Raw genomic sequence first — 26,073 nt, 5'->3', positions numbered from 1 at the left:
GGGGCCCGGGTGCGGACATCGGTGCCGGCGGGCGCGGTGTGGCCGTCGTACGGCCGGACGGGTGTCAGGCCGTACGACGGGCGGCAGGGGCGTGTCCCTCACGACCCCGCGCCGCTGCCGCGCACCGGGAGGACCGGTCGCCAGGGCGCGAAGGCACTGGCGTCGCGGGGGAGCATCGCCGCGAGCTCGGGGCAATGCCGCAGGATGACGGAGTTCATCCCGTTGCGCGCCACCCAGTCCATGCCCAGCGGCGTGTAGATCTCGGGGCGGAAGTCCACGGTCAGGAAGCGGTCGGACTGGATGCGGCGGCTCGCCATCAGGATGAAGATCCGGAAGGCGGTGTCGCTGAACCCGAAGCCCTGCGGCGGGGTCTCCGCGAACAGGCCGACCACGGTGTCGATCTCGTCGACGTCCCGGTACACGTCCTTCAGCAGCGCGGCCGTGTCCGGGTCGGCGCTGACCTCGGCGAAGCGGGTCAGCCGAGGCTTGTGCAGCCCGGCCAGGAAGTCGTTGTACCGCGGCACCCCGCGCCGCCGCGACCGCACGAGGTCCACCACGGACAGGTCGATGATCTCGCCGTCCCGCTCGAAGCGGGTCAGCGCGCGCGGGTAGTTGTGCAGCGTGACCGCGCCCGGGTGCGCGATGCCGAGCGAGTACAGCGTGTCCGTCAGGCCCGTCTTGCGGGCCAGCGCCTCCGCGGCGCCGCCCTGCAGGTCGTTGAAGGACAGGGCCTCCAGGCGCTGCCCGAAGTGGTGCTCGCGCAGCTCGTAGTCGTCCGGGAGCAGCGGGTGCATCCGGTAGACGGTGACGAAGTCCTCGGTCAGCGAGAAGGGCACGTTGTGGTGGTCGGGCAGGGTTTTGGGGATGCCGGTCAGCGAGTGCGACTCGACGAGCCACAGGCCCAGCTTGTGCAGCCAGTTGTTCGGCGGGCCCTCCCAGTTGGTGTGCAGGCTGATGTCGATGGCCTTCGTCGCGAGGATCGCCGGGGTCCACTCCACCGTGTGGATCTTGGCGATCAGAGCGGAGACGACCAGCCGGGCCGTCTGGTAGACCTGCTCCGCGCTCATCTTCGGGTATTCCTTGTGCAGCGCGTCGCAGACCGCGTTGTGCTCGCGGGCGAAGAGGGTGTGGATGACCGACAGGCCCAGCCACCAGTTCTCGTTGAACCCGGTCAGCGGTATGCCGTTGGAACCCATCGGCAGGTGGCCGTCCTCCAGGCGCAGCTTCGCGCCGTCCGGCTCGCGCAGGCTGCGCGCGGTGGGCTCGTCGCCGCCGTACACCTCCGAGCCGTCCCACCAGGGCGAGGTGGTGTTGGTGAAGAGGATGGGCGGCTTGCCCGGGCGCTCCAGGCCGCGGTTCTCGGCGATCCGCATCACGTTCTCGGCCGGGCCGCCGGGCGTGTTGTACCAGGTGCTGCCGGGCGGCAGCGGCACCTCGACCGAGCGCTCGGCGAGCGAGTACCGCTGGTGGTTGACCCAGTCGTGCACCTGGAACTGGATCCACGCGGCGGCCAGGATGTTCAGCGAGGTCGCGGGCTGGAACGCGCGGCGGTGCAGCAGTTCGCGGGCGACCGTGACGGGGTTCGGGGTGTCGAAGAGGTCCGGCCGGTAGACCGGCTTGAGGTTGCGCCCGAAGGTCGCGCCGATCGCGCCCATCCGGGGCGCCGACAGGTCGGTGTTCGAGCCGTCGTACGAGCGGGCCGTGCGGGCGCGCTCGTCCACCGTCTCCGGTACCGGTACGGCCTTCGGCGGCGCCTCGGGGATCTCGGTGTCGATGAGGTTGTGGCGGCGCAGCACCTGGCGCAGCGCGACCAGGTTGAGCAGGCCGGCGTTCAGGGGCAGCCGGTGCCAGGGCACGTAGCGGTTCAGGGCGGTGAACACCGCCCGCAGGGGCGCCCCGAGCACGGTGTTGCGCAGCGGTTCCTCGGCCCGGAAGCGGGTGCCGAGGCGGTGTGCCGCACTCGCCTGGTAGGCGACCTTCCTGGCCCGGTTCAGGTTGCCCAGCGGGCGGAAGTCCTCCGTGGTGTGCCAGGGGTTGAACGCCTGCTGCTCGATGCGGCGGGCGGCGGAGGCGGCCTCGGCCGTGGTGATGTCCTGGCGCGGGATGGTCAGCCGGGCCACCGGGACGACGGGCGCGTCCGACTCCCGCCATTCCGTGGCGCCGTCCTCGACGGGGGTGCGCTTCTCGTCCACGAACCGCTGTACGCACAGGTCGAATTCGACGTCCGCCGCGGCCAGCCGCTCGGCCAGCTCGTGCCGCAGGTGGTCGGGGTCGTGCCGGTCCGGGCGCGGCGCGGGCGCCCCGCCGGGCGCGGGCCGCAGCTGGTAACGCACCGGCCCGGCGTCGCCCCACAGGCACGCGCCGCGGCTCCAGTACGTCTCGCGGGCCAGCGAGCCGACCGTGTGCCGCGCCGCGGCCTGCACGTTGCGGCGCATCCGGGTGGCGGTGGCCCAGCCGACCGCCAGCGGCAACTTCACCAGCAGCCCGAACGCCTTCTGCCACGGCGTCCTGGCGCCTGCCATGGCCTTGGCGAAGGCCACGAACTCACGGGCGTTGCGCGCATGGCTCACCGGGAAGTTGGCCGCCAGCAGGTCGTGGGTCTCCTCCGAGGACACCTCCACCCGCACGGCGATGCCACGCATGTCGGGCGAGACGTCGGAGCCCGGTATGCCGCTGGCGTTGGACAGCCGTACCAGCGCCGCGTATTCGGCCCCCGGTTGGGCGTAGCCCTGGGTCAGCGCGGGTGGCAGGTCGTCGTTGAAGCGCAGCCGGGCGTTCTCCACGCCGAGGACGCGCTTGGCATGGAAGGCGCGCTGCACGCGCTGCGCTCCGCCGCTGCTCTTGTTGCGCAGCTGCACGCGCATCAGGTCGCGCGCCAGCTTCTCGAAGACCAGTCGCTCCGCCTCTGGACTGCCGCCTTCGTACGTCTCGTACTGCACGTAACTCACGGTGTCGGCCATGGGTCCGCACCCTCCGTACGGGAAGAAGGGCGCCCGACGCTACTCGCCCGCACGCGACCCGGCAGGGGCCGATTCGGGCCGATTGTGCCGCGCTCGGGGCGGCCGGCGGGCCGGCCACGGCGCCGTCCCGGACCGCCCGCCCGGCCGCCGCTGGACAGCGGGGTGCGGTGCGCGAGGTGCCCGGGCCGGCTCGGCGGGAGGGCCGATCCGGGGGTGGACGCGGCGGCCGGACGGCGGTGCCACTGCGGTCACCGGCGTCCAGCCCGGCGTCCGGCAACCGTACGGGGAGCGGACGCCGCGGTCGTCGTACCGGCCCGCCCGGCGGCTCTCAGCCGTCCTCGTCGTCCGCCGGGGCCGGGGGCCAGGCGGTGGGGGAGAGGAGGCCGAGGGTGTAGGCGCGGGCGATCAGGGCGGTGCGGTTGGGGACGCGGTAGCGGCGGGTCAGCCGGGTCAGGTGGTAGTTGACGCCGTCGACGGTGAGGCCGAGGTCCTTGCCGATGGCGGCCGTGGTCGCGCCGGCGGCGGCGAGCGCGAGGATGCGCGACTCGACGGGGCTGACCTGCGCGGCGGGTGGCGGTGCCGGGCGGGACTCGTGGACGCGGAGGATGGCGAGCAGGGCCGGCGGCTCGTCTGAGGGATCGCCCACCGGATCCAGGGTGAGCATGCCCTCGCGCTCGGGCCCGGCCGCGCCCTCGCGCCATCGGACCTCGACGGGGTAGCGGGAGCGGCGGCCCATCCGTACGGCCTCCACGAGCCGGCCGACCTGCGAGATCGCCCGGGGGCGGAAGTGGTCCAGGAGGTTGCGGCCGCGCAGCTGGCCCCGGGTGGTACCCCAGACCGAGGCCATCGCCGGGTTGGCGATCAGGACCTCGCCGTCGGCGCGGCAGACCGCCACCGGCAGCGGCATCCGGTCCAGCAGGATGAGGAAGTAGTTGTGCCAGGGCGCGGCCGCCGGGCCGGGCACCCCCGGGTGCGCGAAGAGGTCGTCACCCATCGACCGGCGGCACCCGTTCTTCTCGTCCCCTGCGTCCATCGCACCCTTCCGCTCGGCGGCCGGCCCGGCGCCGCGCCGCAATGATCATCTTCGGCCGGACCGCAAGGCCCGTACGGAAGAAAACACTGCACAATCATGCAGTTACCGCGGGGAGCGCGGCACACCGGGCCGGTCACTGTGGAGTCATGAGCGACACGCAGCTGCAGAGCGCCGACACCGTCACCCTCGGCGACGACGGCATCCCCGTGGTGGACATCACGGCCGCCGGTCTCTCCCGTACCCCCCTCCAGCGGGCCATGGGCATCGCCCGCGACCACGGCCCGATCTTCCGACGCCGGCTGCACGGCCGGGACGCCACCTTCGTCACCTCCGTCGACCTGGTCACCGAGCTGGCCGACGAGACGCGCTTCGAGAAGGCCATCGGGCCGGCGCTGGAGAACGTCCGGGAGTTCGCCGCCGACGGGCTCTTCACCGCCTACAACGACGAGCCCAACTGGGCCAAGGCGCACGACATCCTGATGCCCGCCTTCGCGCTGGGCTCGATGCGCACCTACCACCCGGCGATGCTCGCGGTCGCCCGCCGGCTGATGGCGAGCTGGGACCGGCGGATCGCCGACGGCGCGCCGGTGGACGTGCCCGAGGACATGACCCGGATGACGCTGGACACCATCGGGCTCGCCGGATTCGGCTTCGACTTCGAGTCCTTCGGGCGGGAGCAGCCGCACCCCTTCGTGGACGCGATGGTGCGCTGCCTCGAATGGAGCATGACCCGGCTGGCACGTAAGCCGGGCGTGGATTACTCCGAGAAGGACGAGGCGTTCCGCGCCGACGCCGACTACCTCGCGTCGGTGGTGGACGAGGTGATCAGTGCGCGCACCGCCTCCGGAGACACTTCCCCTGGCTCCGCCGGGGAGACCCCTACGGCCGACGACCTGCTGGGGCTGATGCTCGACGCGCCGCACCCGGTGGACGGTACGACGCTGGACACGGCGAACATCCGCAACCAGGTCATCACGTTCCTGATCGCCGGTCACGAGACCACCTCCGGTGCGCTCTCCTTCGCGCTGTACCACCTGCTCAAGGACCCCGTCGCGCTGCGGCTGGCGCGCCGTGAGGCCGACGAGCTGTTCGGTGACGCGACCGACCCCGACCCGTCCTTCGAGGACATCGGCAAGCTGGCCTTCACCCGGCAGGTGCTCAACGAGGCGCTGCGGCTGTGGCCCACCGCGGCCGCGTTCAGCCGGCGCGCGAAGACGGACACGGTGCTCGGCGGCCGGTACGCGGTCAAGGCCGGGGAGATCTTCACGGTCCTCACCCCGATGCTCCACCGCGACCCGGTGTGGGGCGACAACCCCGAGCTGTTCGACCCGGCGCGGTTCTCGCCCGAGGCGGAGGCGGCCCGCTCCCCGCACGCGTACAAGCCCTTCGGCACCGGTGAACGCGCCTGCATCGGGCGGCAGTTCGCGCTGCACGAGGCGACCATGCTGCTGGCCCTCCTGGTGCACCGCTACCGCTTCGAGGACCACGGCGACTACGCGCTGAGCATCAAGGAGACGCTGACGCTGAAGCCGGACGGCTTCACGGTCCGGCTCGCCGAGCGGTCCGCCGCCCATCGTGCGGCCGACCGCGCGGCGCTCGCCGTGCTGCCCGGCACGGGCGCGGCGGAGGAAGGGCCCGCCGTGGACGACGGGCTGCCCACCCGCGTCCACCAGGACACCGGCCTGCTGCTCCTGCACGGCACCAACTACGGCACCTGCAAGGACTTCGCCGAGCGGCTGGCCGACGAGGCGGCCTCGCTGGGCTGCGCCACCGAGGTCGCGCCGCTGGACACGTATGCGGGCGGGCTGCCCGCCGACCGTCCGGTGGTGCTCGTGGCCGCGTCCTACAACGGCCGCCCCACCGACGACGCGGCCGCCTTCGTGGCCTGGCTGGAGGAGGCGCCCGAAGGGGCCGCGCACGGCGTGCCGTTCGCCGTGCTCGGCGTCGGCGACCGCAACTGGGCCGCCACCTACCAGCGCGTCCCCACCCTGCTGGACGACCGGCTGGCCGCGCTCGGCGGCGACCGGCTGCTGCCGCGCGCCGAGGCCGACGCCTCCGGCGACATGGCCGGCACCGTCAAGGACTTCACGACCGCGCTCCGCACCGAGCTGCTGACCCGGTACGGCGACCCGGCGAGCATCGGCGCCACCGCTGCGCCTGAAGAGGCCGCGTGCACCGTCACCGAGATCACCGGCGGCCCGCTGGACGCCCTCGCCGCCCGGCACGGCCTCACCGAAATGACCGTCACCGAGGCGTACGACCTGACCGCCGAGGGCTACCCGCGCAAGAAGCGGTTCCTGCGGCTCGCCCTGCCCGAGGGCGTCACCTACCGCACCGCCGACCACCTGAGCGTGCTGCCCGCCAACACACCGGAGCGGGTCGCCCGCGCCACGCAGGCGCTCGGCGTCGACCCGGCGGCCGTGCTGAGCATTCGGCAGCCGGGCGCCGGCCGCACCGCGCTGCCCGTCGACCGCCCGCTGACCGTGCGCGAACTCCTCACCCACCACCTGGAGTTGAACGCCCGGCCCACGGCCGATCAGCGGGCCCTGCTGGCCGCGCACAACCCCTGCCCGCCCGAGCGCGCGGCCCTCGAAGCACCCGCCGGGGACGACACCCGTACGACGCTGGAGCTGATCGAGGCGTACCCCGCGCTGCGCGGCGCGCTGCCCTGGCCGGTGGTGCTGGACCTGCTGCCGCCGATGCGGACCCGGCACTACTCCGTCTCGTCCTCCCCGGCGGCCGACGGCCGCCACGCCGACCTGATGGTCTCGCTGCTGCCCGGTGGCACCGGTTCGAGCCATCTGCACACCCTGAAGGCGGGGGACACCGTGCTCGCCCGCGTGCAGCCGTGCCGGGACGCCTTCCGCATCGATCCGGCCGATCCCACCCCGGTGATCATGGTGGCGGCCGGCACCGGCCTGGCGCCCTTCCGCGGCGCCGTCGCCGACCGCACGGCGGCCACCGGACCGCTCGCCCCGGCGCTGCTCTTCTTCGGCTGCGACGCGCCCGACGCGGACTTCCTGCACGCCGAGGAGTTGCGCGCCGCCGAGGCCGCCGGTGTCGTCGGGGTGCGCCCGGCCTTCAGCGAACGGCCCGAGGACGGCCGCCGGTTCGTCCAGCACCGCATCGCCGCCGACGGCGAAGAGGTCTGGCAACTGCTGGAGTCGGGGGCCCGGGTGTACGTCTGCGGCGACGGCAGCCGTATGGCACCGGGCGTACGCGACGCCTTCCGGGAGCTGTACGTCCGGTACGGGGGCGGCACCGCCGAGGACGCCGAGGCCTGGCTCACCGGGCTGACCACGGAGGGCCGTTACATCGAGGACGTGTACGCGGCGAGCTGATCCACGGGGGCGCGCGGGGGCTGACGCGGCCGGCGGGGACCGGAACTCGTACGACGAGAAGTGCGGCCGTGCGGCCGACATGCCCGTTCCTGCTCTGGCCCCCGCGCGCCCGGCGCGCCAAGGTGGACCCGTGCGACGGGTGCGGCTCCCTCGGACACAGGCGCCGAGGGGCCGCACCCGCCGCCGGGGCGCAGGCCACGCGCCCCGGAGACCGGCCGTCCGACCTTGGAGCGTCATGACCCACGCCCTGATCATCGGTGGTGGCATCGCGGGAGCGGTGTCCGCGATGGCCCTGCAGAAAGCCGGCATCGATTCGGAGGTCTTCGAGGCGTACGCGAGCGGTGCCGACGACGTCGGGGCCTTCCTCGTCCTCTTCGAGAACGGCCTGGCGGCGCTGCGCGTCATCGACGCCGACGGGCCCGTCGTCGAGAACTCCTTCCCGGCCGGCCGGGTGGAGTTCCTCAGCAACACGGGCAAGCGGCTCGGCGAGCGCCCGATGGCCGGGGTCGACGGCCGGCACGCCGAAGCGGAGGGCGGCGCGCCGGACGGGCCCGGCCCTCGCACGATGCGCCGCGCCACGCTGTACCGGGTGCTGCACGACGAGGCGACCCGCCGCGGCATCGCCGTCCAGCACGGGAAGCGGCTGGTGGCCGCCGAGACCGTGGAGAACGGCCGGATCGTCGCCACCTTCTCCGACGGCACCCGCGCCGAGGGCGACCTGCTCATCGGCGCCGACGGCATCCACTCCGTCACCCGCAAGCTCATCGACCCGGCCGCGGCCCGGCCCCGGTACACCGGCCAGAACACCGTCTGCGGCTACACCCGCGACGCGAAGAACGCCCCGGAACACGGCACGTACAGCATGATCTTCGGCAAGAAGGCGTTCTTCGGCTGCACCCGCGCGCCGGACGGCGAGACCTGGTGGTTCGCCAACGCGCCGGGCCCCGAACTCTCCCGCGAGGACCTGGCGGGGACCGCCGCCGACCAGTGGCGGCACCGGCTGGCCGCGCTCTTCGAGGAGGACAACACCCCGGCCGCCGACATCATCAGGTCCACCGGCGAGACCATCGTCGGCTCCAACGCCTACGACATCGCCTCCACCCCGCGCTGGTGGACCGACACCATGGTGATCATCGGGGACGCCGCGCACGCCGCGGCGCCGAACGCGGCGCAGGGCGCCTCCATGGCCATCGAGGACGCCATCGTGCTGGCCAAGTCGCTGCGCGACCAGGCCGGCAACCGCCGCGCCTTCAAGGCGTACGAGGAGCTGCGCCGCGAGCGCGTGGAGAAGGTCGTGGCGGCCAGCGCGCAGATGGTCCGGCGGACCACGGTGGGCCCCGTACGCCGTGTCGTCCGCGACACCGTGCTGCCGCACCGCGCCCGCCGCAGCGAGGCCGGCGCGGCGAACTGGCTGACGTCCTACCGCATCGAGTGGTGACCGGGGCCCCGCCCGCACGGCACGGCGGGCGGGGCCTGACGGTGGGTCAGCCGTGCAGTGGCCGTCAGGAGAAGTCGATCACCGGGCGGCCGCGCACCCCGCCGGCCTCCAGCAGCCGGTGCGCGTCGGCCGCCCGCTCCGCCGGGAAGACCTCCGCGACCCGCAGCGTGAGCACGCCCTCCTCGGCCTGGCGGGCCAGCCGGTCCAGGCGCGCGGTGTCGGTGGCGAAGTCCGAGACCAGCACGGGGCGTACCTCGATGCCCCGCTCCGTACCGCCCGACCAGCCACGGAACACCGTCATCCGGCCGCCGTCGGCGAGCGCGCCGAACAGCTTCTCGCCCTGCAGCGTCGAGTCCACGAGCCCGGGCACGCCGTCCGGCACCAGCTCCCGGATCCGCTGCGCGACGTCGTCGCCGCGCTCCACGACCTCGTCGGCGCCCAGCTCGCGGACCAGCTTCTCGTCGGCCGGCTTGGCGTCCGCGATCACCCGCAGCCCGTCGGCCTTCGCCAGCTGGATCGCGTACCCGCCGAGGGCGCCCGCGGCGCCGATCACGGCGAGCGTGTCACCTGCTGAGAGGCCCAGCTCGTCCAGCGCGAGCCGGGCGGTCAGCGCGTTCATCAGCAGGGTCGAGGCCGCGGTGAAGGCCACGTCCTCCGGGGCCGGCACCACCGAGGCGGCCGGCACCACGATCTTGTCCGCGTACGTGCCGCCGCGCGGCCCGGTGGGCACGACCACGGCGACCACCCGCTGCCCGACAGTGAGCCGGCCGTCGCTGTCCGGCCCGAGCCGGTCGATCACACCGGCCGCGTCCATGCCCGGCACGTAGGGCGGCTCGCGGTCGGCGAGCCGCTGCGCGTGCGCGCCGGCCCGCAGCAGGGTGTCCGTGGGGTTCACCGCCACGGCGTGCACCCGGATGCGCACCTCGCCGGAGCCGGGCTGCGGCTCCGGCACGTCCAGGACCCGCAGTGCGTCGGGTCCGCCGTATTCTTCCACTCCGATTGCTCGCATACCCGGGGCAACGGACGCGTCGGAGTGGCTATTCCACGCGGGGGTCCGATCGGGTCGCCGCCGTGCGTGCGGCCGCCGGCGGGGTCAGCTGGACGACCAGGAGGGCGAGGCCGGCGAGCACGATGTTGCGGGTGGCGGCCTCCAGGCCGTTCCAGTCCTTGGACTGCCACATCGCGAACCACTCGCCGCCTATCGCGAGGAAGCCGGCGCCGAAGAGCAGCAGCACCATCAGCAGGCCGAGGGCGCTGAGCCGGCGGGCCCGGTCCCGGCGCAGCGCCCACAGGACGCTGGCCGCGACGAGCACGAGGGCGGCGGCGGTCTCCCAGACGATGATTGCGATGTAGGCGCCGTCCTGCAGCGAGCGGGAGGTGACGGCCCGCCACATCAGGTCCGGGTCCTTGAAGGTGGTGTCCATCGCGAGAACGTGCTGAACGAACGCGCGGTTGGTGTCGAAGTCGGTGATGTTGCCGAAGGCGACGAGGGCCATGTACAGCGCGACCGTCGCGGTGAGGGCGCCGGCGGCGAGGGTGGACGCCGCCGCTCTTCTGCCGGCCATGGCGTCATCGTAGACGCGCCCGGAACTCCTGGGAACGGGGCGACGGACGTTTGTTCGGGGCGTCACCTCTGTATCCCAAGTCCCGTACGCTGCCGCCTGATCGACTGACCAACGAGAAAGCAGGGGCACATGGGCGCACATCGGCGTACGGGGACGATGGTGGCGGGTGTGGCAGGAGCGGCACTGGTGGCGACGGCGGTGATCTGGCCGGCCGGCACGGGCACCGCGGAAGCGGCGAACACGACGTACGACACGACCACGGCGGTGGGCGTGCACAACGCGTACGAGAAGGACAAGTACCCCTACTTCGCGGACGCGTTGGACTCCGGCGCCGGCCTGCTGGAGCTGGACGTGTGGACCAACGGGCTGGGCAAGTCCTGGCGGGTCTCGCACAGCAACCCACTGGGGAACAACAACAACTGCGAGAACGCCACCACCCCCGCCGAGCTGCGCACCAAGTCCCGCAACCAGGACCTCGCCGGCTGCCTCGCCGACCTGCGGGCCTGGCACGACGCGCACCCCGGGCACCGCCCCGTGCTGCTCAAGATGGAGCTGAAGGACGGCTTCAACGACAAGGGCGGCCGGGGCCCGGACGAGTTCGACACGATGGTGCGTGGGAAGCTGGGGGACGCCGTCTTCGGGCCCGGCGATCTGATCGGCGACCACGCGACGCTGGACGAGGCGGTACGGGCCGACGGCTGGCCGGAGCGGTCGGCGCTCGCCGGCAAGTTCCTGATCGAGCTGATACCCGGCACGGTCGAGGAGGGCAATCCGGCCGACAAGCTCTGGACGGACCGCGAGTACGCCACGCACCTGCGCACCCTGGCCGGGCAGGGGAAGCTGGCCGACTCCACCGCCTTCCCCGCCGTGCACGGCGCCGAGGCCGGCGACCCGCGCTCCCGCTACACCGACGCCGCGCTCCGCCCCTGGTTCGTGGTCTTCGACGGGGACGCCTCGGCCTACACCGGAGGCATCGACACCGCCTGGTACGACACCCGCCACTACCTCGTGGTCATGACGGACGCGCACAAGGTGGCGCCGGAGATCGACGGGACGAAGCCGACCGAGCAGCAGGCCAAGGACCGGATCGCCCTGCTGGCCAAGGCACACGCCAGCGTGCTCACCGCCGACTGGTACCCGCTGCCGGGCGTGCTCGGCACGGTGGCGCCGCGTGGCTGAGAGGTGACGGGCGGGCGGCCTGGCGGGTGACCGCGCGTTGTACAGGTTTCAAGCACTGTGTATGGTCGGAGTGTGGCTTGAACTTTCAAGTACTTCCCGATCCGACAGTCCGCCAGGGAGATCCCTCGTATGACGTCCCCCGTCACGTCGCCCGTCACGCCCGCGGTCCGCACCGGTGCGGCCACGCCCTCGCCCGCCCACGACCTGGGCCTGCTGGTGCTCCGGCTCGCCGTCGGCCTCACCATGGCGGCCCACGGCGCGCAGAAGCTCTTCGGCTGGTTCGGCGGGCCGGGGCTGGACGGCACCGGGCAGTTCTTCACCATGAGCGGCTACCCCTCCGGCAAGGCCATGGCCGTGGTCGCGGGCCTCAGTGAGACGCTCGGCGGCCTGGGCCTCGCGCTCGGCCTGCTCACCCCGCTCGCCGGCGCCGCCGTCCTCGGCACCATGGTCAACGCGCTCGCCGTGAAGTGGGGCGGCGGCTTCTTCGCCCCGAAGGGCATCGAATACGAGCTGCTGCTCACCGTGGCCGCCGCCGCGCTCACCCTCACCGGCCCCGGCCGCTGGGCCGTCGACCGGCTGCTGCCCGGCCTGCGCCGCGACCGCGCCGCCTACGGCATCGCTGCCGTCGCCCTCGGCCTGATCGTGGCCTTCGTCGTCCTGCTGCTGCGCAAGTGACCCGACAGGGAGGTTTCCCATGCCCGTCCGCCGCCTGAACCACGCGGTCCTCTACGTACGCGAGCTGACCCGCTCCGTCGCGTTCTACACCGACGTCCTCGGCTTCACCGTGGACACCGAGATCCCGGGGCGCGCCGCCTTCCTGCGGGCGCAGGACACCAGCAACGACCACGACCTCGGCCTCTTCGCCGTCGGCGACCAGGCGCCGGGCCCCGAGTCCGGCCGAGCCGGCCTGTACCACCTGGCCTGGGAGGTCGGCACCCTCGGCGAACTGGCCGGGACCGCCGAGCGCCTCAAGGCCGCCGGCGCGCTCGTCGGCGCCAGCGACCATCTCGTCTCCAAGTCCCTGTACGCCAAGGACCCGGACGGCATCGAGTTCGAGGTGATGTGGCGGGTGCCCCGCGAGGACTGGCCGGGCGAGGAGGAGGGCGGCGCGCGCGTTCTCCCGCTCGACCTGGCGGACGCGCTGCGCCGCTGGGGCCCCGACCTGGCGACCGGGGCCGCGGCGGGCTCCGCCACCTGACGCCGCGGATCAGCCCCCGCCCGCCGGGAGCAGATTCTTCAAGGGTTGGATCGCGTCGGCGCTGCGCAGCCAGGGATCGTCGAAGTCCCACACCAGGAAGAGCAGGAAGGCGATCAGGGCGGTGAAGACGCCGGCCATCAGCAGTTCACGCCCCGACCGCCGGATCTGCAGCGTGAACATCAGGCCGACCGTGACCACGGCGCCCGCGAGCAGGCCGAACCACACCACGGGTGGCAGGGTCGGCCCGGCGCCCAGACCCCGGGCCGACCGTGCGCCGTCCGCCACCGCCACCTGGTCCACCAGCGGCTGGTAGGTCTGGTTCTCGAAGTCGTTGCGCGGGTGGTAGTCGGAGACGCTGGCGCGCACCTTCAGCAGCAGCGCGTCCCCGCGGGGCGTCAGCTCGCTCTTCTCGGTCATCACCGGCCATTCCTTGTGCACCACGTACGAGGCGTACGCCTCCACGTCGCCCCGGACCCGGTCACGCACCGGCGCCGGATACGCCCGGGCCCGCGCGCTCACCTCGTGCAGCGCCTGCGCCTCGGTGCGGACCGTGTCCTCCGCGGCGCTGCGCGCCTCCCACACCCCCGCGATGGCCAGGCCCAGCACGATCGCGTAGACCACCCCGACCATCATCGTCATGTACTCCATGACGTCCGGCGTCTCGCTCGGGTCGTCCTCGTCCTCATCGATGCGCCGCTGATGGAGCACGGTGACGAGCAGCACCACACCGCACGTAGCGGCCATGGCGATGCCCAGCACGAGCCAGTCCGACATGAAAACCTCCAAGGAACAACAGCGGGGGAGCGGGCCCGTCGTCAGCTGCGACCGCGGGAGCTCGATGAGCCACGGGGGCGCAGCGCGGCGGCGGCGAGCACGGCCGGCGCGGTGAGCAGCAGCATGTTGGTGACCAGCGAGCGGCCGTTCTCCGGCGGTTTGCTGCTGATCGCGTACGACCGGGGGGTCAGGGACGGCGTGGGCTTCGGCGGCTCGGTCGTCGGCGGGGGAGTGGGCGGAGCCGGCTTCGGCGGCGCCGGCCGCGGCGGTGCGGGGCGCGGTGGCGGCGGCGCGGGCGGCGTGGTGACCGGCGGAGGTGGCGCCGGCTTCGGCGGTGCGGGGCTCGGCGGTGGCGGAGTGGGCTTCGGTGGTTCCGGCGGCGGTTTCGGCGTGGGCGGGCGGGGCGTCGGCGACGTACAGGGCCAGTGCCAGCCGTGGGGCAGGCCGGGCACCCCGGTCGGAGCCGGCACCGGCGGCTTCGTCCCGGCGTAGGAACAGTTGTCGCCGTGCGCTGCCGCCGCCGGCGCCCAGCCCACCCCTGCCACGAACACGGCGGCAGCCAGGGCCAGTCCCGCGCGATGCGATCTGTACACGCCAGGAGGCTGCGCAGCTCACGGCCCCTCAAGCCTGCCGGGCGGGGGATTCCCCTGATAGTGCGAATTACCTTACGGTCAGGTGTGTGAAGGCTGCCGAGGTGTTCACGCCCGCTACCTACGCCACCGGCGTTCCCTACGACCTCTTCCGCGCACTGCGCCTGACCAGCCCGGTCTGCTGGATCGAGGAGCCCGCGACGGGCGGCTGGCCGGCCGGCCCCGGCTACTGGGCGGTGTTCCGGCACGCGGACGTGAAGCACGTGCTGCGTACCCCGGGGGTGTTCTCCTCGTACGCGGGTGCGACGCAGATCCGGGACCCGGACACCGAGCGGGACCTCGCCTTCGTCCGGGCGATGATGCTGAACCAGGACCCGCCCGACCACTCCCGCATCCGCAAGGTGGTCGCCGCGGCCTTCACCCCGCGCGCCGTACGGGAGTTGGAGGCCGTCATCGACGCGCGGGCGGCTCAGCTGGTGGGGCAGGTCGCCGAGGCGGGCGAGGCGGACTTCGTCGAGGTCGCGGCCGACCTGCCGGTGTGGACGCTGGCACACGTCATGGGCGTGCCGGACGAGGACCGGCGGCTGCTCTTCGACTGGTCGAGCCGCGTCATCGGCTACCAGGACAGCGAGTACGCCGGGTTGAGCACCGCCGACCCCGCGACGCTCAGCCCGATGGGGCGCGCCGCGCTCCGCCACCGGCCCGGGACCGCGGTGCGCCCCGACGGCCGGCCGGTCAATCCGCGGTCCCGCGAGGCACTTGCCGACATGTTCGCCTACGCGCACGCGCTCTCCGCGCACCCCCGTCCCGGCACGGTGATGGCCCACATGCGGGACGGCGGCCTCACCCGCGAGGAGTTCGAGAACATGTTCTTCCTCTTCGCGGTGGCCGGGAACGAAACGCTGCGCAACGGCATTCCGGGCGGGCTCTGGACGCTCCTGCACCACCGCGACCAGTTCGAACGGCTACTGAGCGCACGGGAGTTGCTCCCCACCGCCGTGGAGGAGATGCTGCGCCACTGGCCGCCCGTGATGAACTTCCGGCGCACCGCGGTACGGGACGTGGAACTGGGCGGGCAGCACATCAGGGCGGGCGAGAAGGTCGTGGTCTACCACGCCTCCGCCAACCGCGACGAGACCGTCTTCGCCGACCCCGACCGCTTCGACGTCGCCCGCCGCCCCAACGACCACGTCAGCTTCGGTTTCGGCCCGCACTTCTGCCTCGGCTCGCACCTCGCCCGGGTCCAGATGCGGGCCGTGCTGACCCACGTCCTGGACCGGCTGCCCGGCCTCGACCTCGCCGGGCCGCCGGTCCGGCTGGTCTCCAACTTCCAGAACGGGCTCAAGCACCTGCCCGTACGGGCCTGAGCCGGGCTACCGCCGTACGGCGAGGGACAGGGCGAAACGGCCGCCGTCGTCCGTCCACCACTCCCGCAGCTCCAGTCCGGCGGCGGCCAGTTCGGTGCGCACGCCCGCCTCGCGGAACTTCGCCGAGACCTCCGTACGCACCTCCTCGCCCGCATCGAAGTGCACCGCGAGATCCAGCGCAGGGACCTTCACGGTCTGCTCCTTCAGGGACCGCAGCCGCATCTCGATCCACTCCCGCTCGGGGTCCCACACGGCGCGGTGCGCGAACTGCGCCAGGTCGAAGTCGGCGGCCAGTTCGCGGTTGATGACCGCGAGGACGTTCCTGTTGAACTCGGCGGTGACGCCCCGGGCGTCGTCGTACGCGGCCACCAGCGTCGCCGCGTCCTTGACCAGGTCCGTGCCGAGCAGCAGCGCGTCCCCGGGCGCCAGGAGGTCGCGTACGGTGCGCAGGAAGCCGGACCGCTCGGCGGGGAGCAGGTTGCCGATCGTGCCGCCGAGGAAGGCCAGCAGCCGGGGGCCGGGCGTCCCGGGCAGCTCCAGGCCGTGCTGGAAGTCGGCCACGAGGCCGTGCACGGTGAGCCCGGGACGTTCGGCGAGCAGCGCCTCGCCCGCGGCGGCCAGCGCGCTCTCGCTCACGTCGACGGGCACGTACGTGTGCAGCCCGGTCAGCGCGTCCAGCAGGAACCGGGTCTTCTCCGAGGAGCCGGAGCCCAGCTCGATCAGGGTGCGGGCGCCGGTGAGGGTGGCGATGCGGTCGGCGCGGGCGATCAGGATCTCCCGCTCGGCGCGCGTCGGGTAGTACTCGGGCAGCGCGGTGATGTCCTCGAAGAGGTCGCTGCCCCGGGCGTCGTAGAACCACTTGGGCGGCAGCGTCTTGGGGGTGCCGGTCAGGCCGTTGGCGACGTCGGCGCGGAGGGCGGCGGTGGTGGCATCGAGGGGCAGCGTGCGGGTGACGGCGAGGGGACTCACGCGGCGGGCTCCTTGAGCGGGGTGAGCAGGACATCGCTGGCGGTGGCGGCCAGCAGGGTGCGGTCGGGGACCTCGGTCCAGTCGGCCGTGTCGTCGGAGGGTTCGGAGGCGATCAGCATGCCGGGCGCGGTGCCCGGAACGGGGCGGTGGAAGAGCGTGTCGCCCCAGGTGGTGGCGGTGATCGTGGCGCCGTCGGTGAGCAGCAGGTTCAGTCGGGAGCCGGGGGCAGCGGCGGCGACCTCGGTCACCGTCTCCGACAGCGCCTCGGACGCGTCGGCGCCCTCCTCCAGGCGGTGCTTCACCAGCGCCCAGAGAAACGCCGCGTCACAGCGCGCCTCCAGGCCCAGCAGCGCTTCGGAGGGCAACGCGGCGGCCAGTGGCCCCAGGGAGCCGGGCCAGCCGCGCACGGCGCCGTTGTGGCTGAACAGCCAGGGCCCGCCGGCGAACGGCGCGGCGGCGGCCTCGCCGTCCGGGCAGGCGAGCGTGGCGTCCCGCACGGCGGCCAGCACGGCGCCGCTGCGCACGACCCGGGCGAGGTCGGGCAGGCCGGCGTCCGCCCAGATCGGCCCGGCGCGGCGGTACCGGGCCGGTACGGGGTCCCCGGGCGCGTACCAGCCGACGCCGAAGCCGTCCGCGTTGACCGTGCCGTACTTCTGGCGGCGCGGCGCCCAGGACTGCCGGTACAGGCTGTACTCGGGTGCGGTGAGCACGTCACCGAGCGGCACCTCGGGACCGAGATAGGCGAGGTGGCGGCACATCAGGCCCACCTCCGGGCGCGGTCGCGGCGTACGGCCGGGGAGCTCGCGGCCTTCGGGGCCGGCGCTCTCACGGCCTTCGGGGCCCGCGCTGTCACGCCTCCTCCGGGCCCGCGTCGCGGGCGGTGCGGAAGCCGGCGAAGATCTGCCGCCGGACGGGGTGGTCCCAGTTGCGGAACGTGCCGCGGCAGGCCACCGGGTCCACCGCGAACGACCCGCCGCGCAGCACCTTGTAGGCGCCGCCGAAGAACACCTCGGAGTACTCCGGGTAGGGGAAGGCCTGGAAGCCGGGGTACGGCAGGAAGTCCCCGGAGGTCCACTCCCACACGTCCCCGATGAGCTGCCGGACGCCCAGCGGCGACCGGCCCTCGGGGTAGCTGCCGACGGGGGCCGGGCGGAGGTGGCGCTGGCCGAGGTTGGCGTGCTCGGGGCGCGGGTCGTCGTTGCCCCACGGGTAGCGACGGCTGCGTCCGGTACGCGGGTCCCAGCGGGCTGCCTTCTCCCACTCGGCCTCCGAGGGCAACCGCCGCCCGGCCCAGCGCGCGTAGGCGTCGGCCTCGTACCAACTCACGTGCAGAACCGGTTCTTCAGGAGCGACCGGCTCGGTGACGCCGAAGCGACGGGTCAGCCACTCGCCGCCCTCGTGTCGCCAGAACAGCGGCGCCTTGAGGTTGTTCTCGCAGACCATCCGCCAGCCTTCGGGGGCCCACCAGCGCGGCTCCCGATAGCCGCCGTCCTCGACGAACCGGAGATACGCGGCGTTGCTCACCGGCACCGTGTCGATGTGGAAGGCGGGCAGCAGCCGGTGGTGCGCGGGGCGTTCGTTGTCCAGCGCCCACGGCTCGCTGGAGGTGCCCATCGTGAAGTGACCGGCGGGCACCAGCACCTCGGCCTCGACCACGCCGCCCGAGGTGTCCGGCGGCGGGGGAGCGGTGAGGGCCGCGGGGCCCCGCCGGAGCTGGTGGGTGATGAGCATCGTCTCGTCGTGCTGCTGCTCGTGCTGCGCGACCATGCCGAACGCGAACGCCTGCTCCACCAGCCGGTCGCCGCGCAGCGGGGTCTTCTCCAGGACGTCCAGCACCCGGCCGCGCACCTCGGCGACGTAGCTGTGCGCCTCGGCAGGGGGCAGCAGCGGCAGCGAGGGCCGCTCGGCCCGGGGGTGCTCGAACGCGTCGTAGACCGAGTCGATCTCCGGGCGCAGCGCTTCGAGACCACCCACCGCGCGCATCAGCCACTGCTCCTCCTGGTTGCCTATGTGAGCGAGGTCCCACACCAGGGGCGACATCAGGGGCGAGTGCTGGGCGGTGAGGTCGGGCTCGTCAACACAGGTGGTCAGCGTGTGCGTACGGGCGCGCGCGGCGAGCAGTGCCGACGCCGCGCGGTCCCGGAGCGTTTCGGGATCGTGGATCACTGGCTGTCCTTCCCTGGGATGCGCTCGACGGTGCGTGCGTACTCCGCGGCGAGCGCCGCTTCCTGCGCGTCGGCGGCGCGCCGGACCGCCGCGCTCTCCGTGTCCGCCGCGTACTCGGGTGCCGCGTACGCCGCGTCCAGGAGGTCGTCGGCGGGGCAGCGGCCGTGCGCGACGTAGCGCTCGGTGAACTCCTGCACGGCGGCGAGGACGTCGGGCCCGGCGCCGAGCCGGGGCAGCGCCTCACGGGCCGCGGCGAAGCAGGCCGTCGCGGCGGCGGCCAGCTCCGGATCGGTCAGCGCGTGCCGCGCCGCACGCCGCCACAGCGGGTTGCGCGGCGCGGGGCGCTCGCCGGCGGTCTCGGCGAGCGGCTTGACCGCGCGGTACGCGGTCTCGGCGGCCTCCGGGTCGTCGAACAGGGCCGCCGTCACGGCGAGCGGCACGATCCAGCCGTCGCCCGGCTGCGCGTCGATCATCCGGAGTTCGAGGTGGCCGCGCGGCCGGACCGGCGGAAAGAGCGTGGTGACGTGGTAGTCGAAGTCCTCCTGGGTGGCCACCCTGGGCCTGCCGGTGCGCACCCAGTCGCGGAAGGTCAGGTCCTCAGGGGCGTCCCAGGACCTTTCGGGGGAGCGCAGGCACATGACGGGCGCGTCGAGGACGTACGCGGTCCAGGCGGCGCGCGGGTCGGGGCCGTCGGCGGGCGCGAGGGTGCGGGCCGGGTCGAGCTGCGACCAGACGGCCTGGCGGGTGGAGCGGTAGCCGGTCGGGCATCCCTCGCTGGTGGGTGAGTTGGCGAAGGCCGCGGTGAGCACGGCGCCGAGGAGGTGGGCCAGCCGCCAGCGCCGTCCGTGGCCGAGCGGTCCGGGCTCTTCGTAGCCGGCGTCGAGGCAGACCTGTACGGAGGCGGTGTTGCACATCATGGACCGGCCGGCCTGCCCCCAGCGGTCGAAGTACGCCTCCATGGCGTCGTAGCGGGGCTCGTCCAGGATGCGGTGCGGCGGGTGCCAGGGATTGTGGCCGTGGCCCGCCAGGCTCAGGTCCATGGCGCGCAGCGCCGTGCGGACCAGCGCCAGGTCGGCGGAGACGGTGGCGATGCACTCGGTGAGGGAGGCGGCGGGGAGCGAGCTCAGCTCCAGCTGCCCGCCCGGCTCGAAGGTGAGGGCGGAGTGCAGGGGAAGCGCGTGCAGGGCGGTCATCGCGCTGCGGACGCGCTCGCGGGGCAGGGGACATCGGGGGTTGCGGGCGTCGTGGACGAGATATTCGATCTCGACCCCGATGCGCCGCGGCGGTCCGGTCTTGAAACATATGCCGTGCAGCCGGGCCGCCAGCTCCTGTTCCGTGACCGCGCGGTCTGCGGACATGGACCTCACTCCCCTCATGGCCGGACGGCCGGTTACAGGCCTCCCACCTAAGCGGGTGCGAGCGGCGCACTCAAGGGCGCATCAGCGCCCAGGGAGCGCGAGCCGCGCACGGCCCGCCCGCGGTCGCGCCGGTGCACTACGGCGCGCCCGCACGGGAGTCTCTCACTGCCGGTACCCCGCCAGGAAGCGTCCGATGCGGCTGATGGCGGCGTCGAGATCGTCGGCGTACGGGAGTGTCAGGATACGGAAGTGGTCGGGGCGCGGCCAGTTGAAGCCGGTGCCCTGGACGACCTGGATCTTCTCCCGGAGCAGCAGGTCGAGGACGAACTTCTCGTCGTCGTGGATCTTGTGCACGGCCGGGTCCAGGCGGGGGAAGGCGTAGAGCGCACCCTTGGGCTTCACGCACGACACGCCCGGGATCTCGTTCAGCCGCTCCCAGGCGCGATCGCGCTGCTCGCGGAGCCGGCCGCCGGGCAGCACCAAATCGTTGATCGACTGACGGCCGCCGAGCGCCGCCTGGATGGCGTACTGCGCCGGGGCGTTCGGGCACAGCCGCATCGAGGCCAGGGTGCCCAGCCCCTCCAGGTAGTCGGAGGCGTGCTGCTTGGGCCCGGAGACGACCAGCCAGCCGGAGCGGAAGCCGGCCACGCGGTACGCCTTGGAGAGCCCGCTGAAGGTGAGGCACACCAGGTCGGGGGCGAGCGCCGCGGCGTTGTGATGCACCTCGTCGTCGTACAGGATCCGGTCGTAGATCTCGTCGGCGAAGACCATCAGGCCGTGCCGCCGGGCCAGGTCGAGCATGCCCTCCAGCAGCTCACGCGGGTAGACGGCGCCGGTCGGGTTGTTCGGGTTGATGATGACCAGCGCCCGCGTCCGGTCGGTGATCTTCGCGGCCATGTCGTCCAGGTCCGGCAGCCAGTCGGCGGACTCGTCGCACAGGTAGTGCACCGGCTTGCCGCCCGCGAGCGCGGTCACCGCCGTCCACAGCGGGAAGTCCGGGGCCGGGATCAGCACCTCGTCGCCGTCGTCCAGCAGCGCCTGCACGGCCATCGAGACCAGTTCGGAGACGCCGTTGCCGAGGTAGATGTCGTCCACGCCGACATCGATGCCGAGCGACTGGTAGTGCTGGGCGACGGCCCGGCGCGCCGGGAGGATGCCGCGGGACTCCGTGTAGCCGTGCGCGCGGGACAGATTGCGCAGCACATCCTGGAGGATCTCCTCGGGCGCCTCGAAGCCGAACAGCGCGGGGTTGCCGGTGTTGAGCCGCAGCACGCTGTGCCCGGCCTCCTCCAGCGCGTCGGCGTGCTCGATCACCGGCCCGCGGATCTCGTAGCAGACGTCGGCCATCTTGTTCGACTGCTTGAACTCCATGCGGCGGCCTCCCGGTCGTTCGCTCGCCGCGGCGCGGCGCGTCTCTGACGGTCTACTTGGTTTTACCAAGTGGCGACTTGGAAAGTCCAACTTCTTGTCTATGCTGGGGATCATGCCGCGTCGACGTTATGACCAGTACTGCTCCGTCGCCCGCGCCCTGGACGTCGTGGGTGACCGCTGGACCCTGCTGATCGTCCGTGAGCTGCTGGCCGGGGCCCGGCGCTACACCGACCTGCACGCCGACCTGCCGGGCGTCAGCACGGACATGCTCGCAGGGCGTTTGAAGGACATGGAGCGCGACGGCCTGACGGTCCGCCGCAGACTCGACCCGCCCGCCGCCGCCTTCGTGTACGAACTCACCGCACGCGGCCGGGCCCTGCTGCCCGTCCTCACCGCACTGGCCGACTGGGGCGCGCCCGAGCTCGGCGCGCCGCGGCCCACGGACGCGGTACGCGCGCACTGGTTCGCCGTACCACTGATGCCCCGGCTGGCCCGGTACTTCGCCGACCAGCGGGCGGAGGACGGGCCCGTACGGGTCGTGGAGGTGCGGCTGGACGAGGGGACGTTCCACGTCATGCTGGACGACGAGGCGGCGGCACAGGGGCGCGTGCCGGACGCGTACGGCTACGCGGACGGGCCGGCGCCCGCGCCCGACGTCGTCCTGGAGCTGGACACGGCGGCCTGCGCCGAGGTGATCTACGATCGGCTGTCACTCGCCCACGGCATCGACACCGGCCGCATCCGGGCGACGGTCCGCGGCGAGCCTGCCGGCGTCACCGCTGCGGCCGCACGCACGGCGACGGGATGACACATGGGCAAGGCACCCCTGGCGGTCTTCGACCTGGACAACACGCTGGCCGGCACGGCGCACCGGCAGCACTATCTGGAGCAGCGGCCGCGCGACTGGAACGGCTTCTTCGCCGCGGCCCCGGACGACCCGCCGCTGCCCGAGGGCATCGCGCTGGCCCTGGAGAGCGCCGCCGAGTGCGAGATCGTGTACCTCACCGGGCGGCCCGAGAAGTGCCGCGCCGACACCCTCGACTGGCTGGCCCGGCACGGCCTCCCCGAGGGCCGCGTCTGGATGCGCCCCTCCGGTGACCGCCGCCCGGCCCGCCACACCAAGCTGGAGCTGCTCCGCAGGCTCGCCCGCGGCCGCGAGGTCCGGGTGGTCGTGGACGACGACGAACTGGTCTGCGACGCGGTCGAGGCGGCCGGCTTCCCGGTCGTACGCGCCGGCTGGGCCACCCACTCGGCGGCCCTCGAAGACGCCCAGGAACGCGAGGGCCGCACCTGAGGGGCGCCCTGCCGGGAACGGCCGGCTCTCAAGGGCGCTCAGGGACGGGGCTCTCACGGGACGGGCCCCGGCCGGCTCCGGTGGCGGAGCGTGAGCACGTTCGCCCTGACCTTCTGCCACGGGGTGGCCGGGAGCCGGTGCGAGGAGCCGCGCGCGTAGTGGCGCTCCAGGTAGTACTGGCCGACGGAGAGGACCGAGGTCAGGATCAGGTACCAGGCGGCGGCGAGGAAGAGCATCTCCACCGGGGCGCCGGAGAGCTGCCCGATGTCCTGCGCGTACCGCAGCAACTCGTAGTACTGCACGGCCGCCACCAGGGAGGTGGTCTTCAGCATGGTGATGACCTCGTTGCCCGTGGGCGGCACGATGACGCGCATCGCCTGCGGAATCACGATGCGGCGCAGCGTCCTGCCGTGCCGCATCCCGAGGGCGTGGGCGGCCTCCGTCTGGCCCTCGTCGACCGCGAGCAGGCCCGCGCGGCAGATCTCGGCCATGTAGGCGGCCTCGTTGAGCCCGAGCCCCAGCAGCGCCGTCAGGAACGGCGTCATGAGGCCGGCCCACTCGCCGCTGTAGAGCGGGCCGAGCCGGACGTACTGGAAGACCAGCCCCAGGTTGAACCAGACCATCAGCTGGACGAGCACCGGGGTGCCGCGGAAGAACCAGATGTAGCACCACGCGAGCGACGCGGTCACCGGATTCCTGGACAGCCGCATCACCGCGAGGGTGATGCCGCCGGCGGTCCCGATCGCCATGGACAGGACGGTCAGCAGCAGGGTCTGCCCCACGCCCTCGAGGATCCGCCGGTCGAAGAAGTAGGCGGGGACCGCAGCCCAGTTGATCCGGCCCCGGGCGAAGGCGGTGAAGAGCACGACGAACGCCGCCACGGCGAGTGCGGCGACGATGTAGCGGCCCCAGTGGCGTACCGGCACCGCCGTGCCGACCGCCGGGCCGCCGGCCGGCGCGGTGTCCGACCGGTCAGGAACCGCCATTGATCTCGGCCCTGGGCAGGGCGCCGTCGGTGACGCCCCACTTCTTGAGGATCTTCGTGTACTCGCCGCTGGCCATGACCGCGTCCACGGCGGACTTGAGCGCGTCCCGCAGCCGGGTGTTCCCCTTGGCGACAGCGATGCCGTACGGCGCTGCCCGGATCTGCTCGCCGACGACCCGGAAGTCACGGCCGCCGCCCGAGGTCCGCGCCGCGTACTGGGCGACCGGGTAGTCGGAGATGCCGACGTCGCCGCCCCCGGAGCGCAGCCGGGTCTGGGCCTGCTGGTCGTTGTCGAAGGCCTCCAGGGCGATCGAGGGTTTCCCGGCCGCCACGCACTTCCGGGACAGGGACCTGGCCAGGTCCTCCGAGACGCTGCCGCGCTGGAGGACGGCCTTCTTGCCGCAGAGGTCGTCCCAGCCCTCGGGGGAGCCGTGGGTGCCCTCCCTGACGTACATCGAGACGCCGGCGCTGAAGTAGTCGACGAAGTCCACCCCCTCGCCGACCTTCTTCCCGGTGGCCGGATCGATGCCGTGCTGCCGGTTCTTGTTGTCCGTGAAGGCCGACATGGCGATGTCGTAGCGGTGGGCGCGCAGCCCGGTGAGCAGGCTGTCGAAGGTGCCGATCCGGAAGCGGAACTCCACGCCCAGCTGCCGGCCCATGGCCGCGGCCAGATCGGGGTCGAGGCCGACGGCCCTGCCTCGCGCGTCCTTGAACTCCACCGGCGGGTAGGCGATGTCCGAGCCGACGTCGAGGTACCCCTTGTCGCGGATGTGCTGCGGCAGTTCGGCGGCCAGCGGGGCGGACGGGCTCGTGCCCTTCCGCCCGTCCTCCGCGCCGCCCCCGCCGCCGCACGCCGCCAGCAGGAGCGCTCCGACGGCGAGCGGCGCCGCCCTCGCCACCGCCCGGCGTGCCAGGAACGGCCGGGACCCGGCCGGGGCCGTACGGAAGGCGCTGTTCGCCGTCATGGTCGGACACCTCCGGCAGCGCGGGCCGACGCGGGGCGGCAGGTCTCCGCACGCCGTCTTCGCGCGCCGCGACCCGGTCGTGCGCGCGGGACCGGCCTGCTGCGCATTATGGGCGCGGCGCCGACGGCCCTCCAGACGCCTTGCGGCCATGTCGGCGCGGGGACTGGCCGGGGACGCGCGGCAGCTCCGTCAGCGGCCGTCCGCCGGCCGCGTACGGGTGCGTATCCGTTCGCCCTGGGGCCCGTACAGGTGCAGCAGTTCCACCGGTTCCGGGCCCGCGTTCTCGAAGCCGTGCGGGGTGCGGGTGTCGAATTCGGCGGCTTCGCCCGCGCCGAGGAACAGGTCGTGCTCGGCCAGGGCCAGGCGCAGCGTGCCGGAGAGCACGTAGAGCCATCCGTAGCCTTCGTGCGCCCGTTGCGCGGGCCGCCCGGCGTCGGGGCGTCCGGCGGGCAGGATGCGCTTGTACGCGCGCAGCCCGCCGAGCCGGCCGGTGAGGGGCACGAAGACGTGGCCGTGCCGGGTGACGGGGCGCGGGACGCCCGTGGGCTCCGCGCCGACCAGTTCGTCCAGCCGCACGCCGTACTCCCTCGCCAGCGGCAGCAGCAGTTCCAAGGTGGGCTTGCGCTCCCCGGACTCCAGGCGCGAAAGGGTGCTGGGCGAGATCCCGGTGCGCTCGCTCAGCGCGGCCAGGGTCGTGCCCCGCTGTCGGCGCAGCGCCCGGAGGCGGGGTCCCACGGCGGCGAGCACGAGTGCGAGGTCGTTGTCCGGCATGTGGCTATTTGCTGGTCCGGCAAGAAACTTTGTCAAGCCGTGGCGAGGCGCCGGACCATCGGCAGCGGTGAGTGACGCACCGACTCGACGACGGAGGAGTGCACCGATGACCGAGACGCAGATTTCGGACCGCGAATTCTGGGACGCCCGGTACCGCGAGAGCGGGCGGATCTGGAGCGGCGAGCCCAACGCCGCGCTGGTCCGGGAGGTGACCGGCCTGACGCCCGGCCGGGCCCTGGACGTGGGGTGCGGGGAAGGCGGCGACGCGATCTGGCTCGCCCGGCAGGGCTGGCAGGTCACGGCGGTCGACGTCTCGCGCGTCGCGCTGGACCGCGCGGCCGGGCACGCGGCCGACGCCGGGGTGGCGGACCGGATCGACTGGCAGCGCCACACCCTGGGCGAGACCTTCCCCGAGGGCACCTTCGACCTGGTCTCCTCCCACTTCCTGCACACCCTCGGCGAGCTGCCGCGGGAGGAGGTGCTGCGCACCGCCGCCGGCGCGGTGGCGCCGGGCGGGACGCTCCTGATCGTCGGCCACTCCGGGATGCCCCCGTGGGAGACCGACGCGCATCCGGATGTGCACCTGCCCGGCCCCGAAGAGGTGCTCGCGGACCTGCGGCTGGCCGAGGGGGAGTGGGAGGTGCTCGTCTGCGCGGAGCACGAGCGCCACCAGATCGCCCCGGACGGGCAGCCGGCGGTCCGTACCGACAACACGGTCAAGGCGCGGCGCCTGTAGGGCTGACCGGCCC

General features: G+C 73.3%; 23 protein-coding genes. 10 read left to right on the top strand and 13 right to left on the bottom strand.

All coding sequences use genetic code 11. The features are described from left to right. Positions 1–98 precede the first annotated feature (98 nt). Complete coding sequence (locus tag IF20_RS20565) at positions 99–2,960, bottom strand: peroxidase family protein (RefSeq protein ID WP_052866724.1); 2,862 nt, start codon at positions 2,958–2,960, stop codon at positions 99–101. A gap of 328 nt (positions 2,961–3,288) precedes the next feature. Then, positions 3,289–3,954, bottom strand: a complete 666-nt coding sequence (locus tag IF20_RS20560) for a PAS domain-containing protein (protein WP_052866817.1) — start codon at positions 3,952–3,954, stop codon at positions 3,289–3,291. Between the two features lie 185 nt (positions 3,955–4,139). On the opposite strand from IF20_RS20560, the gene IF20_RS20555 reads away from it, so the two are divergent. Beyond that, positions 4,140–7,334: a bifunctional cytochrome P450/NADPH--P450 reductase gene (locus IF20_RS20555; RefSeq protein ID WP_052866723.1), complete on the top strand. Its 3,195-nt coding sequence runs from the start codon at positions 4,140–4,142 to the stop codon at positions 7,332–7,334. A 235-nt stretch (positions 7,335–7,569) separates the two neighbouring features. Beyond that, entirely contained in the window at positions 7,570–8,772 is a 1,203-nt protein-coding gene (locus tag IF20_RS20550; protein ID WP_052866722.1) for an FAD-dependent monooxygenase, read from the top strand. A 64-nt stretch (positions 8,773–8,836) separates the two neighbouring features. Here IF20_RS20550 and IF20_RS20545 read toward each other — a convergent pair whose 3' ends face one another. Together IF20_RS20545 and IF20_RS20540 are read right to left on the bottom strand one after the other, a co-directional pair. After that, the gene (locus IF20_RS20545; RefSeq protein ID WP_052866721.1) at positions 8,837–9,781 is read right to left on the bottom strand and encodes an NADP-dependent oxidoreductase; all 945 of its coding nucleotides are present in this window, start codon (positions 9,779–9,781) and stop codon (positions 8,837–8,839) included. A 28-nt stretch (positions 9,782–9,809) separates the two neighbouring features. Beyond that, entirely contained in the window at positions 9,810–10,337 is a 528-nt protein-coding gene (locus tag IF20_RS20540) for a DUF2165 domain-containing protein (protein ID WP_052866720.1), read from the bottom strand. A 129-nt stretch (positions 10,338–10,466) separates the two neighbouring features. Between IF20_RS20540 and IF20_RS20535 the strand changes: the two genes are divergently transcribed. From IF20_RS20535 to IF20_RS20525, 3 genes are all read left to right on the top strand, one after another. After that, positions 10,467–11,516, top strand: coding sequence for a phosphatidylinositol-specific phospholipase C domain-containing protein (locus tag IF20_RS20535; RefSeq protein WP_052866719.1), 1,050 nt, complete (start codon positions 10,467–10,469; stop codon positions 11,514–11,516). Between the two features lie 129 nt (positions 11,517–11,645). Further along, a complete protein-coding gene (locus IF20_RS20530) occupies positions 11,646–12,191 on the top strand; it encodes a DoxX family protein (RefSeq protein ID WP_052866718.1) in 546 nt (181 codons plus the stop codon). A gap of 19 nt (positions 12,192–12,210) precedes the next feature. Next, a complete protein-coding gene (locus IF20_RS20525) occupies positions 12,211–12,714 on the top strand; it encodes a VOC family protein (protein WP_052866717.1) in 504 nt (167 codons plus the stop codon). Positions 12,715–12,723: 9 nt separating this feature from the next. Here IF20_RS20525 and IF20_RS20520 read toward each other — a convergent pair whose 3' ends face one another. Next, complete coding sequence (locus IF20_RS20520) at positions 12,724–13,488, bottom strand: bestrophin-like domain (protein ID WP_052866716.1); 765 nt, start codon at positions 13,486–13,488, stop codon at positions 12,724–12,726. Between the two features lie 111 nt (positions 13,489–13,599). On the opposite strand from IF20_RS20520, the gene IF20_RS39275 reads away from it, so the two are divergent. Next, positions 13,600–13,980, top strand: a complete 381-nt coding sequence (locus tag IF20_RS39275; protein ID WP_199896683.1) for a hypothetical protein — start codon at positions 13,600–13,602, stop codon at positions 13,978–13,980. Between the two features lie 187 nt (positions 13,981–14,167). Then, positions 14,168–15,445 carry a cytochrome P450 gene (locus tag IF20_RS20510; protein ID WP_199896682.1) on the top strand — a complete coding sequence of 426 codons (1,278 nt, stop codon included), beginning with the start codon at positions 14,168–14,170 and terminating at the stop codon, positions 15,443–15,445. A gap of 6 nt (positions 15,446–15,451) precedes the next feature. Here the strand turns inward: IF20_RS20510 and egtD are convergent, their stop codons facing one another. The 5 genes from egtD to IF20_RS20485 form a co-directional block, all read right to left on the bottom strand. After that, positions 15,452–16,414 carry an L-histidine N(alpha)-methyltransferase gene (egtD, locus tag IF20_RS20505; protein WP_052866714.1) on the bottom strand — a complete coding sequence of 321 codons (963 nt, stop codon included), beginning with the start codon at positions 16,412–16,414 and terminating at the stop codon, positions 15,452–15,454. After that, positions 16,411–17,172, bottom strand: a complete 762-nt coding sequence (egtC, locus tag IF20_RS20500) for an ergothioneine biosynthesis protein EgtC (protein ID WP_052866713.1) — start codon at positions 17,170–17,172, stop codon at positions 16,411–16,413. The genes egtD and egtC overlap by 4 nt, the downstream gene beginning before the upstream one ends. A 91-nt stretch (positions 17,173–17,263) precedes the next feature. Beyond that, the gene (gene egtB, locus IF20_RS20495) at positions 17,264–18,580 is read right to left on the bottom strand and encodes an ergothioneine biosynthesis protein EgtB (RefSeq protein ID WP_052866712.1); all 1,317 of its coding nucleotides are present in this window, start codon (positions 18,578–18,580) and stop codon (positions 17,264–17,266) included. Beyond that, a complete protein-coding gene (gene egtA / locus IF20_RS20490; protein WP_052866711.1) occupies positions 18,577–19,938 on the bottom strand; it encodes an ergothioneine biosynthesis glutamate--cysteine ligase EgtA in 1,362 nt (453 codons plus the stop codon). The genes egtB and egtA overlap by 4 nt, the downstream gene beginning before the upstream one ends. 162 nt (positions 19,939–20,100) lie before the next feature. Further along, complete coding sequence (locus tag IF20_RS20485) at positions 20,101–21,309, bottom strand: pyridoxal phosphate-dependent aminotransferase (protein WP_052866710.1); 1,209 nt, start codon at positions 21,307–21,309, stop codon at positions 20,101–20,103. A gap of 109 nt (positions 21,310–21,418) precedes the next feature. Between IF20_RS20485 and IF20_RS20480 the strand changes: the two genes are divergently transcribed. Then, a complete protein-coding gene (locus tag IF20_RS20480) occupies positions 21,419–22,117 on the top strand; it encodes a winged helix-turn-helix transcriptional regulator (protein ID WP_052866815.1) in 699 nt (232 codons plus the stop codon). A gap of 3 nt (positions 22,118–22,120) precedes the next feature. Next, positions 22,121–22,603: a phosphatase domain-containing protein gene (locus IF20_RS20475; RefSeq protein ID WP_052866709.1), complete on the top strand. Its 483-nt coding sequence runs from the start codon at positions 22,121–22,123 to the stop codon at positions 22,601–22,603. 53 nt (positions 22,604–22,656) lie between these two features. On the opposite strand, the gene IF20_RS20470 is transcribed toward IF20_RS20475, so the two are convergent. The 3 genes from IF20_RS20470 to IF20_RS20460 all read right to left on the bottom strand — a co-directional run bounded on the left by IF20_RS20470 (position 22,657) and on the right by IF20_RS20460 (position 25,324). Beyond that, positions 22,657–23,589 carry an amino acid ABC transporter permease gene (locus IF20_RS20470; RefSeq protein ID WP_052866708.1) on the bottom strand — a complete coding sequence of 311 codons (933 nt, stop codon included), beginning with the start codon at positions 23,587–23,589 and terminating at the stop codon, positions 22,657–22,659. Then, positions 23,576–24,553, bottom strand: coding sequence for an ABC transporter substrate-binding protein (locus IF20_RS20465; RefSeq protein ID WP_052866707.1), 978 nt, complete (start codon positions 24,551–24,553; stop codon positions 23,576–23,578). Before IF20_RS20465 ends, IF20_RS20470 begins: the two co-directional genes overlap by 14 nt. 189 nt (positions 24,554–24,742) lie before the next feature. Next, positions 24,743–25,324 (bottom strand): helix-turn-helix domain-containing protein, encoded by a 582-nt coding sequence (locus IF20_RS20460; protein WP_052866706.1) that lies wholly within the window; start codon positions 25,322–25,324, stop codon positions 24,743–24,745. A 106-nt stretch (positions 25,325–25,430) separates the two neighbouring features. Here IF20_RS20460 and IF20_RS20455 point away from each other — a divergent pair, with 106 nt between their 5' ends. Continuing rightward, complete coding sequence (locus tag IF20_RS20455; RefSeq protein WP_052866705.1) at positions 25,431–26,060, top strand: SAM-dependent methyltransferase; 630 nt, start codon at positions 25,431–25,433, stop codon at positions 26,058–26,060. Positions 26,061–26,073 lie beyond the last annotated feature (13 nt).

The sequence above is a fragment of the Streptomyces niger genome, from assembly GCF_000718305.1.
GTDB classification, from domain to species: Bacteria; Actinomycetota; Actinomycetes; order Streptomycetales; family Streptomycetaceae; genus Streptomyces; species Streptomyces niger.
This window is presented reverse-complemented; position numbering and strand designations above follow the sequence as displayed.

Coding starts and splice junctions, on each gene's coding strand:
- IF20_RS20565 (WP_052866724.1), bottom strand. CDS start 2,960: ATGGCCGACACCGTGAGTTACGTGCAGTACGAGACGTACGAAGGCGGC.
- IF20_RS20560 (WP_052866817.1), bottom strand. CDS start 3,954: ATGGGTGACGACCTCTTCGCGCACCCGGGGGTGCCCGGCCCGGCGGCC.
- IF20_RS20555 (WP_052866723.1), top strand. CDS start 4,140: ATGAGCGACACGCAGCTGCAGAGCGCCGACACCGTCACCCTCGGCGAC.
- IF20_RS20550 (WP_052866722.1), top strand. CDS start 7,570: ATGACCCACGCCCTGATCATCGGTGGTGGCATCGCGGGAGCGGTGTCC.
- IF20_RS20545 (WP_052866721.1), bottom strand. CDS start 9,781: ATGCGAGCAATCGGAGTGGAAGAATACGGCGGACCCGACGCACTGCGG.
- IF20_RS20540 (WP_052866720.1), bottom strand. CDS start 10,337: ATGGCCGGCAGAAGAGCGGCGGCGTCCACCCTCGCCGCCGGCGCCCTC.
- IF20_RS20535 (WP_052866719.1), top strand. CDS start 10,467: ATGGGCGCACATCGGCGTACGGGGACGATGGTGGCGGGTGTGGCAGGA.
- IF20_RS20530 (WP_052866718.1), top strand. CDS start 11,646: ATGACGTCCCCCGTCACGTCGCCCGTCACGCCCGCGGTCCGCACCGGT.
- IF20_RS20525 (WP_052866717.1), top strand. CDS start 12,211: ATGCCCGTCCGCCGCCTGAACCACGCGGTCCTCTACGTACGCGAGCTG.
- IF20_RS20520 (WP_052866716.1), bottom strand. CDS start 13,488: ATGTCGGACTGGCTCGTGCTGGGCATCGCCATGGCCGCTACGTGCGGT.
- egtC (WP_052866713.1), bottom strand. CDS start 17,172: ATGTGCCGCCACCTCGCCTATCTCGGTCCCGAGGTGCCGCTCGGTGAC.
- egtA (WP_052866711.1), bottom strand. CDS start 19,938: ATGTCCGCAGACCGCGCGGTCACGGAACAGGAGCTGGCGGCCCGGCTG.
- IF20_RS20485 (WP_052866710.1), bottom strand. CDS start 21,309: ATGGAGTTCAAGCAGTCGAACAAGATGGCCGACGTCTGCTACGAGATC.
- IF20_RS20475 (WP_052866709.1), top strand. CDS start 22,121: ATGGGCAAGGCACCCCTGGCGGTCTTCGACCTGGACAACACGCTGGCC.
- IF20_RS20470 (WP_052866708.1), bottom strand. CDS start 23,589: ATGGCGGTTCCTGACCGGTCGGACACCGCGCCGGCCGGCGGCCCGGCG.
- IF20_RS20465 (WP_052866707.1), bottom strand. CDS start 24,553: ATGACGGCGAACAGCGCCTTCCGTACGGCCCCGGCCGGGTCCCGGCCG.
- IF20_RS20460 (WP_052866706.1), bottom strand. CDS start 25,324: ATGCCGGACAACGACCTCGCACTCGTGCTCGCCGCCGTGGGACCCCGC.
- IF20_RS20455 (WP_052866705.1), top strand. CDS start 25,431: ATGACCGAGACGCAGATTTCGGACCGCGAATTCTGGGACGCCCGGTAC.